Here is a 10000-nt window from a genome sequence, read left to right as displayed (position 1 = left end):
AAATCGGATTTCCAATGATGCTTTTATCTGTTGCCATTTGCTCTGTTTTTCTGCTGATTCGTTTTGCATAAAGCCAAATTTATTTTGAAAGGGGATTATTTAAATGAATAAAAACACAATTACCGGTGATTATATCAACATCAATCTTCGTCAGCTTGGTGCCACATCCATTAAAGAATTCAACAGTATTATGCATATAGCGGAATTTGATCTGGGTGACGGACTGATTGTTTCTTATGTATTTAATATTACACGTCACAACAAATATTTTCTTCAACGAGTGCAGCCATATGCAATGATTCATGGAAAATTCGCCAGTGATCAGGAAATCATTGACTTTATAACAGAAGATTTAAAAAGATTTGAAAACGCTAAAAAGAGTCATAATTTCGATACTTTCCTTATTATCTCTCACTTAGGACATCATGTAACAGAAAATATTGAAAAGCTATTCCTGAATTATAATGTTGACCCTGATAAAATGGATAAAATCCAGGAAGAGATGGAAGATTCCCTGCGTCATATTATTTCTTTATATGATGAATCCACAAAACTGGATCTTCCTGATTAACTTGGATGAGTAACCTGTAGTATCTTTTGATCTTACAGATTTCATTATGATTACAGCTTGACAAAAAAATCAAATCGCTATATCATGAAACAATAAAACCGTCTCTTTAGTAGACGATTGTGGATTTTTAGTAATGTTTACTTTTCGCCACGCAGTTATCTATTGGATAATTGCGTGGTTTTTTTATTACATAGGAAATTCCTCATGATTGAGGGATACAGGGAGTTGATAGTGGACTTGTCCGCTTTATTTCATTAGAAAAGGTGTAGCAAAATGGAACAAACTTTTATGAAAACAAAACCAATTTTACCATTGATTTTATCAATGTCTCTACCAATGGTGCTGTCAATGATGGTAACTTCACTTTATAATATCGTTGACAGTTTCTTCGTAGCTCAGATCAATGAAAATGCTATGACTGCATTATCATTAATATTTCCAATTCAGAACTTTATAAACGCAATTACAATAGGTTTTTCTATTGGTATCAATTCCACTATTTCATACTTTTTGGGCGCTCAAAAAAATACAGCAGCTAATATTGCCGCAACACAAGGGTTGGTGCTTAATGCAATACACGGGACCATATTGACTATTGGGTGTATTACAATAACCCCTGTCTTTTTAAGAATGTTTACTACCGAAACACAAGTAATAGATTTAGGATTAAAATACTCTCAAATTGCATTTAGTTTTTCTATCATTATTGCATTATCAATGTCTTTCGAGAAAATTTTTCAATCTGTTGGAAAAATGCTCATTACAATGCTCAGTATGCTATGTGGATGTATAACAAATATTATTTTAGATCCAATTTTGATTTTTGGATTAGGACCATTTCCAGAAATGGGAATAGAGGGTGCGGCATATGCCACCGGAATTGGGCAAACACTTAGTCTTTTGATGTATATTTTGATTTATGCTATAAATCCAATTCATGTACATATAGCCCCAAAATATATTGTATTTTCAAAAACAATGTGTACAAAATTATATTCCATAGGTATTCCTGCAGTATTAAATTTAGCTTTGCCATCACTATTGATTTCTGCATTAAATATAATCCTTTCTGCCTATTCTCAAATGTATGTGGTCGTTTTAGGTGTTTACTATAAATTGCAGACATTCCTATATCTGCCTTCCAATGGAATAGTGCAAGGAATACGACCTTTAATCGGATTTAACTTTGGTGCCCGGGAACATAATCGTGTTAAGAACATTTATAAAATCAGCCTTATATTAACAGCTATAATTATGGTTTTTGGAACAGTTTTATGCTGGTCTGTTCCAACACAACTAATCAGTCTATTTTCTTCAAACGAAGAAACTATTTATGCCGGAAGTGTTGCCTTGCGTATTATCAGCATCGGATTCGTAGTTTCTTCAATATCAGTTATATCCTCAGGTGCATTAGAGGGATTAAGTATGGGGGGTGCCTCGTTAATTATATCTTTGCTTCGATATACTGTTTTAACAATACCAACAGCATTTGTTTTAAGTAATATTTTTGGTGCTGTTGGAGTATGGCATGCTTTCTGGATCTCCGAATTGATTACAGCCATTATTGCATATTACATATATTTTAACAAAACTGCAGTATATAAAAACGCAAAAAAGAAAGCCCATAAGTGACGTATTTCCGCCATTTATGAGCTTTTTCTTTTATTTGATATCAACGACAATTTTCTTGTCACCTTTGTCAACCGAAGCCTTTACAACAGTGCGAATTGCTTTTGCAATTCTTCCCTGCTTACCAATAACCTTCCCCATGTCACCTTCGGCAACATGAAGTTCCAGAACAACAGAATCTGCTGTTTCTTTCTCTGTTACAACTACTTTGTCCGGCTGATCAACGAGGGCTTTTGCAATCACTTCTAATAAATGTTTCATGCGTTTGCCTCCTAACTATTTTTCGATCCCTGCAGCTTTCAGTAATTTAGCTACTGTTTCTGTTGGCTGAGCACCATTAGATAACCATTTTTTTGCTGCATCTTCATCAAATTTAATTACGCTAGGATCCTGATTTGGATCGTAAGTACCGATTTCTTCGATGAATTTTCCATCTCTAGGAGATCTTGAATCTGCAACAACAACTCTATAAAAAGGAGCCTTTTTCTGTCCCATTCTCTTTAATCTCATTTTTACTGCCATTTCTCTTTCACCTCCGTTAAAAATTTTATCATTTATAATTTATCTATAACGCCAAGCGTTATTATCAAGGTTTAAAAAGGTAATCGGAAACCACCTTTTCTACCACCTTTACCACCTAACAATCCAGACATCTGTTTCATCATCTGCTTCTGGTTCTGAACCTGTTTACATAAACGGTTAACTTCAGCAATAGGAACTCCAGCACCTGCTGCAATTCTTTTCTTTCTTGAAGCATTGATCAGCTTTGGATTTGCTCTTTCTTCCTTTGTCATAGAATAGATGATTGCGGCTGTTTTATCCATCATACCATCATCGATATCCAATCCCTGCAGTTTTCCACTCATACCAGGAATCATAGATAACATACTGGATAATCCACCCATTTTTTTCATCTGATCCATCTGATCAAGAAAATCATTAAAATCAAAAGAAGCTTTGCGCATCTTTTCCTGCATTTTCATTGCCTGTTCCTGATCAATTGCAGACTCTGCCTTCTCGATTAATGACAGAACATCTCCCATTCCGAGGATTCTGCTTGTCATACGGTCCGGATAGAATTTCTGAAGATCTTCCAGCTTTTCTCCCATACCAACATACAATATCGGTTTTCCTGTCACAGCACGAATGGATAACGCTGCTCCACCTCTGGTATCACCATCCAGTTTCGTAACAATAATACCATCGATTTCAACTTTATCGTTAAATTCTTTAGCAACATTTACTGCATCCTGTCCGGTCATAGCATCTACAACCAGGATACTCTGATGCACATCTACATTTTGTTTGATAGCAACCAGTTCAGACATCATATCCTCATCGATATGAAGACGACCTGCTGTATCCAGAATCACAATATTATTGCCATTCTTCTGAGCATGTTCAACAGATGCTTTTGCAATGTCTACAGGACTTTGTTTATCACCCATAGTAAACACAGGAACTCCAACTTTCTCACCATTTATCTGCAGCTGTTTAATAGCAGCAGGACGATATACGTCACAGGCAACCAGTAAAGGCCTTTTACCTTTCTTTTTATACTGTCCTGCAAGCTTTGCACAGGTTGTTGTTTTACCTGCTCCCTGCAGACCTGCCATAAGAATAATTGTAATTTCATTTCCCGGCTTAAGAGAAATCTCTGTCATGGTAGAACCCATTAGAGTTTCCATCTCTTCTTTTACAATTTTAATAACCATCTGTCCTGGATTCAATCCGTTCAGCACATCCTGCCCAACAGCTCTCTCCTGTACAGATTTGATAAAGGTCTTTACAACTTTGAAGTTAACATCGGCTTCCAGTAAAGCTCTTTTTACTTCCTTCATAGCCATCTTAACATCATCTTCTGTCAAACGGCCTTTGCTTCTTAAATTTTTAAATACACTCTGAAGTTTCTCAGATAAACTTTCAAATGCCATAGATACACCTCATCTATAAATCTTCCAAAATCTTATTGGAAACAAACTCAATCTGCCTGATATCTTCCTTCATCTGCTCCTTATCTTCGTCAAGAAGCCTTTTAGATAAAGAATGAATCTCCTTTACTTTGTCCTTAGTAGTTAAAAACTTCTGTACCAGATGCAGTCTTTCTTCATAATCTTCCAAAATCCTGTTACATCTGCGAATCATATCATAAGCCGCCTGTCTGGTAATCCCATAATCGGCTGCAATCTCACTAGGAGTCATATCATTTTCAACATGCTCTCCATAGACCTCTTTCTGATGTTCCGTCAGTAATTCACCATAAAAATCATATAATAAATTCTGTTCAACAATTCGCTCCATCTAATACTCCTGTAAAGCATTTTTCCTTTACCATGTGTTAGTTTACCCAATCATGCCGGCTTTGTCAAGTATTTTTACTTGCACAATCAATTTTTTACTTGAAAAACATTCAATTTTCTGTAAAATGAAGAAGAGTGACTCGATTATTATAGAAGAAACAGAAAGGTGATACTATGATACAGGCAAATAATGTAACACTGCGTTTAGGTAAGCGTGCTTTGTTTGAAGATGTAAATATTAAGTTTACCGAAGGAAACTGTTATGGACTGATTGGGGCCAATGGAGCTGGGAAGTCTACATTTTTAAAAATTCTCTCCGGAGAAATTGAACCTTCCAAAGGTGACGTATCCATTACTTCTGGACAACGTCTTTCCGTTTTAAAACAGGACCATTATCAATATGATGACCATCTGGTACTGGATACTGTTATGATGGGTAACCAGCGTCTATATGAAATTATGAAAGAAAAAGAAGCCCTCTATGCAAAAGAAGATTTCACTGACGAAGACGGAATCCGTGCCAGTGAATTAGAGGGTGAATTTGCAGACATGAACGGATGGGAAGCAGAATCAGATGCTGCAACCTTGTTAAACGGACTGGGAATTCCAAACGAACTCCATTATATGAAAATGGCCGACTTAAATGGTTCTCAAAAAGTCAAGGTTTTACTTGCCCAGGCTCTTTTTGGAAATCCTGATATTCTGCTTTTAGACGAACCTACCAACCATTTGGATCTAGATGCGATTTACTGGCTTGAGGAATTCCTGATCAACTTTGATAACACCGTTATCGTTGTTTCCCATGACCGTTATTTCTTAAATAAGGTATGTACACATATTGCAGATATTGATTATGCAAAAATTCAGTTATTCTCCGGAAACTACGATTTCTGGTATGAATCCAGCCAGCTTCTGACAAAACAAATGAAAGAAGCTAATAAGAAGAAAGAAGAAAAAATCAAAGAACTCCAGGACTTTATTGCAAGATTTAGTGCTAATGCATCCAAATCAAAGCAGGCAACTTCACGTAAAAAAGCTTTAGACAAAATTCAGCTTGATGAATTAAAACCTTCCAGCAGAAAATATCCATATATTAACTTTAAGCCAAATCGTGAAATCGGAAATGATGCATTACTGGTTGAAAATCTTTCCAAGACCATTGACGGAGTAAAAGTTCTTGATAATATTTCCTTCCTTATGAAACCAACAGATAAAATTGCTTTTGTTGGGCCAAATACACAGGCCACAACAACTTTATTTAAAATTCTTGCCGGGGAAATGGAACCAGACGAAGGAACATATAAGTGGGGAGTTACAACAACCCAGTCCTATTTCCCAAAAGACAATACCAAAGACTTCAGTGATGATTTATCTATTGTAGAATGGCTGACACAATATTCTGAAGACAAAGATGCAACTTTTGTCCGTGGCTTCTTAGGTCGTATGCTGTTTTCCGGCGAAGATGCACTGAAAAATGTAAAAGTTTTATCCGGTGGTGAAAAAGTTCGCTGCATGCTGTCTAAATTAATGATCAGTGGTGCCAATATTCTTCTTTTAGATGAACCAACCAATCATCTGGATATGGAATCAATTACCGCATTAAATGAAGCTTTGAAAGACTTCAGTGGAGCTTTATTATTCACATCTCAGGATCATCAGTTTGTTCAGACCACAGCAAACCGTATTATGGAAATTACCAGCAATGGTTTAATCGACAGAGAAGGTACTTATGATGAATATCTGGAAAATGATGCTGATGCAAGAAAACGTCAAATCGTAGAAATCAATGAAGAATAATCTCAAAATTAATTCTCATGGTATATCGCAAGATATATCATGAGTTTTTTTTTATCACAATTTACTCATTTTTTCTTCACAAAATATACACAGACTCTCATGTATTCTATATGAGAAACCAATAATATCATAATTCAATAAGGAGGACCTATGTATTTACTTAAAAACGCTTGGAAAAATGTCATACGCTCCAAGGGCAGAAATTTATTAATCGGTCTGATTGTTCTTATCATTTCAGTATCTGCCTGTATATCACTTTCTATCCGAGAAGCTGCAGAAAATGCAAAAAAAGATGGTTTGAAAAATACAGAAATTACCGGCCAAATTGCAGTAGACCGTCAATCATTAATGGAAGATATGAACCAATCTGGTGCTGATAGGTCAGAAATGAAAGAAAAAATGTCACAAATGCAAAGCTTATCTGTGAGTCAGTTGAAAAAATATGCTGAATCAGATGCTGTTAAGAACTTCTATTATACTATGACAACATCACTAAATGGCAACAATATCGATGAAGTTAGTACAGAAGAGACTTCTACAGATTCATCCACTGCTTCTTCCCAGTCTGGCCCTGGTGGAAATGATCGTAAAATGGAAAATCAGGGAGCCTTTTCTCTCATCGGATACAGCAGTGAAGATGCCATGACCAACTTTGTCAACGGCACCTGTAAAATCACAGATGGTTCTATTTTCACCGAAAATACCTCTGAAAATGTCTGCATTATCAGCGATGAGCTTGCCACTTATAATTCTCTGAAGGTCGGCAGTTCTATAAAATTAGAAAGCCCAACAGATGATTCTGCAACTATTACTTTAAAGATAGTTGGAATCTACCACAACAGCAGTTCCACTTCAGGAGAAAATGGTGTCATGAATCGCTTCAATGCCGGAGCCGATCCTGCCAACCAGATTTACACCAGTTATAAAGCTCTCAACTTTATGGTAAAAAATATTGATTCCATTATGACTCAGACAAGTGGAACTTATGTTTTTGCTGATCTTGATAGTTATGAAACTTTCCAGAAAGATGTAAAAAAAATGGGGCTTGATGACACTTATACTGTAACATCACAAGATGTAAACAACTATGAACAAAGTCTTATTCCGTTGGAAAACTTAAGTAAATTTGCATCCTACTTTTTCATAATTGTATTAATTATCGGTGCTGTAATTCTGGCAGTCATTAATATATTTAATATTCGTGAACGTAAATATGAAATTGGCGTACTGACCGCCATCGGCATGAAAAAGTGGAAAGTATGTACACAATTTGTTTCAGAATTATTCTTTGTTACTATCTTTTCTATGGTCATTGGACTGGGCATAGGCAGTGCTGCTTCTGTACCAATTTCCAACCAGTTACTGGCTTCCCAAATTGAAAATCAGCAGGAGCAGATAGAAAATCAGGAAAATAATTTTGGGCGAGGCAATACACAGCAATCATCTGACAAAACGTCAAACACTCAGGGAAAAGGCGGATTTATGAACCAAACGGTAAACTATGTTTCTGATATTTCTGCCACAGTTAATATGACTGTAATGATGCAACTGTTGGCTGTGGGAATCATACTTACAATCTTATCCAGTTTAACTGCTGTGATTTTTATTGTACGATATGAACCATTAAAGATTTTAACCAACCGAAGTTAGGAGGCTTGCATGAAAATTTTAACATTAAACGATATTTCCTATTCTTATGAAGGAAATACAAAAAAAGTTTTTGAACATTTATCTTACGAATTCAATGAAGGTAACATATATGCAATTGTCGGTCGTTCCGGAGCAGGTAAAACAACTCTGCTTTCTCTCTTATCCGGTTTGGAAACACCTACAGAAGGAACTATTCTTTTTAAGGAAAAAGACATTCGACAGATTGACCGATATCTCTACCGAAGTAAATATGTAGGAATTATCTTTCAAAGTTTTAATCTGCTTTCTCATTTAACTGCTTTAGAAAATGTTATTCTTTCTATGGATGTTTCTGGAATAAAATACCCTGATAAAAAAGCAAAAGCAATGGAACTTCTTGCCAAAGTAGGGTTAAATGAAGATGAAGCCAAGAGACGTGTCTTAAAATTATCCGGTGGACAGCAGCAAAGAGTCGCTATTGCCAGAGCACTTTCCTATGAACCAGAAGTAATCCTTGCCGATGAACCTACCGGTAATCTAGACCAGGAAACTGAAAACGAGATTATGAAAATTTTTAAAAACCTGGCATCTGAAGGAAAATGTATTATTATAGTAACCCATTCTCAGGAAGTAGCCCAGCAGGCAGATGAAATAAAAGAATTAATATAAAATATAATAAAAAGCGGACAAGTCCGCTATCAACTCCCTGTATCCTTCAATCATGAGGGATTTGCTCCGCTTTGCATGCCGATGTGCAGCAGTTTTGACTGCTTTCCTTTGCACATCGTGCATATCTGCGCGGAGCGTTTTTTATTACATAGGAAATTTAAAAGAATTTCCTATGTAATAAAAAATAGCATTTGGTTTTTAAACCAAATGCTTTATTTTTATATATATTGAATATTTACTGTAACAGGAGAAAATACTCGGCTTACCATATTCAGAACACTTTTTACTACCGTTGTACAAACTGTACAATATAGCGGATATCCTCCTGTACTGTATGCGCCAGCTTCATATAACAATTATGAATACTGGAAATATATGAAGACACTCTTCAACTGAGTCATATGCTACTACATGATTTTTCACATCCTGTGCTTCTTCTGTAGCAAGAAATGCTTTTAATTCATGTTTTAAATCTCTTTCATAATAACAATGATCTTTTACATTTCCTTTATAGTGATCATTGTGAGGAAAAGTAAAATAATCGGCAATATAGTGAATAATCACACAAGTTTTGCACAGTGACGCATATCCATACCGTTCTCCGGATTATAGTTGGAACAAACTTTGATACTGCTTCTCAATATCGCCATATGTGATACTAATTTATGGGGTGTGGTTATAAAAGAAGGTCTGCAGTCCGGCCAGATACTTCCCACATAAAATGAAATTTATAATCAAATACATCTCCCAGCTCCAATGAATCCATAATCTGTCCTGCTAACGAAATATGTGATTTCTTTCTCATATAAAAATATACTCCTTATAAAATATAAGCTGATTAATTATTGGTTCACACCCTACAAAACCGATTATATATAGTTTTCTGATTATATGCAAGAAAAAAATTTATTGTTTATATTTTTTTAATAATTGGAGAATGGAATTGGAAGAATATCCTTTTCTTGCAAAATATGTATAATTTTTGAAAATTCTCCATTGTTATAGGACCTTTCTGTCGAATTCTCTTTTGTATCTGCTCTTCTAACACACTTTCTTCATCATATTCATACTCATCCACACCCGATCAATTAAATCTGAAGCTACTCCTTTTTTACCAGTTCCTGTCGAATCTGTATACGACTTTTAGTCTGGGATCTATACTCTCCATAACGAACATACTCTTTATCATTGACATATCCATAGGATTCTGCATAAATAATTGCTTCTTCAGCTATAAATTCAGGGAATTCCAATCGAAGCAGTCGCTCCTTCAACTCTTTTCTGGTTCTGTCTTTATATTTTAGCAAGATAAAACCTTTAATTTTGCACGATGCAGTAACATTTCATTCAATTCCTGAAAATCTTCCTGAAGAATCTCCTGCTGTTCTGTTACGCCCAATTTTCT

Annotated in this window: 13 protein-coding genes (1 of these 13 cut by a window edge); 6 read left to right on the top strand and 7 right to left on the bottom strand. The window is 35.5% G+C overall.

Annotated features, from left to right (window positions below; genetic code table 11):
* The 3 genes from BHF70_RS00060 to BHF70_RS00050 form a co-directional block, all read left to right on the top strand.
* A protein-coding gene (locus tag BHF70_RS00060; RefSeq protein WP_075758350.1) for an ArsB/NhaD family transporter crosses the window boundary here: on the top strand, positions 1 to 71 show its final stretch. It extends 1198 nt beyond the left edge of the window; 71 of the gene's 1269 nt are visible here — the last part of the coding sequence; the start codon falls outside the window, past its left edge; its stop codon occupies positions 69 to 71.
* Positions 72 to 103: 32 nt separating this feature from the next.
* The gene (locus BHF70_RS00055; protein ID WP_075758349.1) at positions 104 to 571 is read left to right on the top strand and encodes a hypothetical protein; all 468 of its coding nucleotides are present in this window, start codon (positions 104 to 106) and stop codon (positions 569 to 571) included.
* Between the two features lie 273 nt (positions 572 to 844).
* Positions 845 to 2203 (top strand): MATE family efflux transporter, encoded by a 1359-nt coding sequence (locus BHF70_RS00050; RefSeq protein WP_075758348.1) that lies wholly within the window; start codon positions 845 to 847, stop codon positions 2201 to 2203.
* 30 nt (positions 2204 to 2233) lie between these two features.
* Here the strand turns inward: BHF70_RS00050 and BHF70_RS00045 are convergent, their stop codons facing one another.
* The 4 genes from BHF70_RS00045 to ylxM form a co-directional block, all read right to left on the bottom strand.
* The gene (locus BHF70_RS00045; RefSeq protein ID WP_075758347.1) at positions 2234 to 2461 is read right to left on the bottom strand and encodes a KH domain-containing protein; all 228 of its coding nucleotides are present in this window, start codon (positions 2459 to 2461) and stop codon (positions 2234 to 2236) included.
* A 15-nt stretch (positions 2462 to 2476) separates the two neighbouring features.
* A complete protein-coding gene (gene rpsP / locus BHF70_RS00040; protein WP_075758346.1) occupies positions 2477 to 2722 on the bottom strand; it encodes a 30S ribosomal protein S16 in 246 nt (81 codons plus the stop codon).
* Positions 2723 to 2793: 71 nt separating this feature from the next.
* The gene (gene ffh / locus BHF70_RS00035) at positions 2794 to 4134 is read right to left on the bottom strand and encodes a signal recognition particle protein (protein WP_075758345.1); all 1341 of its coding nucleotides are present in this window, start codon (positions 4132 to 4134) and stop codon (positions 2794 to 2796) included.
* A 13-nt stretch (positions 4135 to 4147) separates the two neighbouring features.
* Positions 4148 to 4501, bottom strand: coding sequence for a YlxM family DNA-binding protein (gene ylxM / locus BHF70_RS00030; RefSeq protein WP_075758344.1), 354 nt, complete (start codon positions 4499 to 4501; stop codon positions 4148 to 4150).
* Positions 4502 to 4674: 173 nt separating this feature from the next.
* Between ylxM and BHF70_RS00025 the strand changes: the two genes are divergently transcribed.
* The 3 genes from BHF70_RS00025 to BHF70_RS00015 all read left to right on the top strand — a co-directional run bounded on the left by BHF70_RS00025 (position 4675) and on the right by BHF70_RS00015 (position 8595).
* Positions 4675 to 6297, top strand: coding sequence for an ABC-F family ATP-binding cassette domain-containing protein (locus tag BHF70_RS00025; protein ID WP_075758343.1), 1623 nt, complete (start codon positions 4675 to 4677; stop codon positions 6295 to 6297).
* Positions 6298 to 6447: 150 nt separating this feature from the next.
* Positions 6448 to 7947, top strand: a complete 1500-nt coding sequence (locus BHF70_RS00020) for an ABC transporter permease (RefSeq protein ID WP_075758342.1) — start codon at positions 6448 to 6450, stop codon at positions 7945 to 7947.
* 9 nt (positions 7948 to 7956) lie between these two features.
* Positions 7957 to 8595 (top strand): ABC transporter ATP-binding protein, encoded by a 639-nt coding sequence (locus BHF70_RS00015; RefSeq protein WP_075758341.1) that lies wholly within the window; start codon positions 7957 to 7959, stop codon positions 8593 to 8595.
* 345 nt (positions 8596 to 8940) lie between these two features.
* On the opposite strand, the gene BHF70_RS12565 is transcribed toward BHF70_RS00015, so the two are convergent.
* The 3 genes from BHF70_RS12565 to BHF70_RS12560 all read right to left on the bottom strand — a co-directional run bounded on the left by BHF70_RS12565 (position 8941) and on the right by BHF70_RS12560 (position 9902).
* Positions 8941 to 9159 carry a zinc dependent phospholipase C family protein gene (locus tag BHF70_RS12565; protein ID WP_242946272.1) on the bottom strand — a complete coding sequence of 73 codons (219 nt, stop codon included), beginning with the start codon at positions 9157 to 9159 and terminating at the stop codon, positions 8941 to 8943.
* A gap of 112 nt (positions 9160 to 9271) precedes the next feature.
* Positions 9272 to 9400, bottom strand: a complete 129-nt coding sequence (locus BHF70_RS12715) for a hypothetical protein (RefSeq protein ID WP_278277178.1) — start codon at positions 9398 to 9400, stop codon at positions 9272 to 9274.
* 295 nt (positions 9401 to 9695) lie between these two features.
* Positions 9696 to 9902, bottom strand: coding sequence for a RecX family transcriptional regulator (locus tag BHF70_RS12560; RefSeq protein ID WP_075758340.1), 207 nt, complete (start codon positions 9900 to 9902; stop codon positions 9696 to 9698).
* Positions 9903 to 10000: the final 98 nt, after the last annotated feature.

The sequence above is a fragment of the Anaerostipes sp. 494a genome, from assembly GCF_001940315.1.
GTDB classification, from domain to species: Bacteria; Bacillota; Clostridia; order Lachnospirales; family Lachnospiraceae; genus Anaerostipes; species Anaerostipes faecalis.
Note: the sequence above shows the minus strand (reverse complement) of the source record. Positions and strands in the feature narration are given on the sequence as shown.